This window comes from Mesonia sediminis (assembly GCF_042684705.1).
Lineage (GTDB): Bacteria > Bacteroidota > Bacteroidia > Flavobacteriales > Flavobacteriaceae > Mesonia > Mesonia sediminis.
Genome location: NZ_JBHULZ010000030.1, coordinates 1 through 1,057 on the forward strand (window position 1 = coordinate 1; position 1,057 = coordinate 1,057).

The window sequence follows — 1,057 nt, forward strand, 5'->3', positions numbered from 1 at the left end:
AGAACCAAAAGCTCTTGCTGCGCAGGATAGCATTATGGTTTAACATAAAATACTTACTAAAAAATTTTAATTAAATTACTTGTTATTTAACACAGTACCTATGAGTAGTTGCGTGGTCTAGCACTTAACTTTACAAGTACACACCAAACTGAAAATCCGCGAGGATTTTCATAAGTAGGCGAGAACAAGCAATTACTTATAGCCATTGTTGTATGCAGTTATTTTAGTTTATTTATTAATGAATTCACAATGGTTTTTAAAATTCCAATTAGCGGTTCTAATAAAAGTCTTTGATATTCCTGAAAGTCCTTATGTCCGTGTACAATGTTGCATCTGACATTATAAATTAAACTTAACACAGCTTTACTTTTAATTTCTGCATCATCATTTAAAAGATTAGTGGCTAATTCCAAATCAGTTTTTTCTTGACCTTGTCCATCATTTAAGTTGATATGAAAAACATTTTTATTTATTAAATCCGCAATTTCATTTATCGATTTATTTTGATTTTCATTTTTTAAATCTTTAATAATATTCTCTGCACCAAGATAATCTCTAACAAAAAAGGTTGCCTTTTTATAGTCACCAAAATTCTTTAAATTTTGATTTTTTACACTTTCATTTCTTAAAGCATCATTATATAATCGGTTGAACATTGGATAAAGCGTATTGAATTTCTCAAATAGAGAAGCCAAATCATCCTTTTCTATTTGCTTATATTTTAGTTTATAATTTGCTATATATTCTTCAGTCTCCTCTGTCATATATCTTAAAGTTTTTTTTACCAAACGTTACATCCAATATAGTATCTTCGGCTTCCAGAGCCTTTTGTTTTTATTTTTCTTGGTGGTATTTCAAAAATTTCATCAAATTTCTGAATATTTATTTCTTTAGTTGTTTTCGGTCTAATTGTACCATCTATATTTTCTTTAAAATGAGAGGAACCATAAACATACTTTAGCCCCTTAATAGTTCGGAGTGATATTTTAAATTTCAATTAATACCTTTGAAATATGAAATATAAGAAGTGGAGTTTAAAAGAAAAGCTTGAGATCCT

The 1,057-nt window shown here is 27.9% G+C and carries 1 protein-coding gene; it reads right to left on the reverse strand.

From position 1 onward, the window contains the following. Positions 1-218: 218 nt before the first annotated feature. Positions 219-764 (reverse strand): hypothetical protein, encoded by a 546-nt coding sequence (locus tag ACFSQ0_RS07120; RefSeq protein ID WP_379046223.1) that lies wholly within the window; start codon positions 762-764, stop codon positions 219-221. Positions 765-1,057: the final 293 nt, after the last annotated feature.

Bases quoted from the DNA above. Each gene is read 5' to 3' on its own strand.
- ACFSQ0_RS07120 (WP_379046223.1), bottom strand. From the start codon at position 764: ATGACAGAGGAGACTGAAGAATATATAGCAAATTATAAACTAAAATAT.